Raw genomic sequence first — 336 nt, 5'->3', positions numbered from 1 at the left:
GCCACCTCGGCGTACACATCCCGGTCGGCACGCCACACCGCCCGTACACCCTGGAACACCGGCCCGTACACATACCCGCCGTCTGCCAACCGCTCGTACAAGCCGTCAACCGCCACCGGCCGCGCGTCGGCCGGCGGCCACTGCTCCAACCCGGCCGCAACCCGACCGGCCTGCGAGCTCAGCACACCCGTGGCATGCCGAGTCCACGAACCCTGCACATCCTCTCCCCGGGAGTACACGTTGACCGGCCGTCGACCATCCTGGTCGGGATCACCGACCCACACCTGCACCTGCACCCCGCCCTGCTCGGGCAACACCAACGGCGCCTGCAGCGTC

General features: G+C 70.5%; 1 protein-coding gene. It reads right to left on the bottom strand.

Annotated elements, in window-relative coordinates; translation table 11 throughout:
• A partial coding sequence (locus tag ACLQ2W_RS33930; protein WP_425791988.1) for a polyketide synthase dehydratase domain-containing protein occupies positions 1-336 on the bottom strand: 336 nt, incomplete at both ends.

Source organism: Micromonospora sp. DT227, from assembly GCF_049841835.1.
Taxonomy (GTDB): Bacteria; Actinomycetota; Actinomycetes; order Mycobacteriales; family Micromonosporaceae; genus Micromonospora.
The sequence above is the reverse complement of the archived record's forward strand: the minus strand, read 5'-3'. Positions and strand labels throughout refer to the sequence as shown.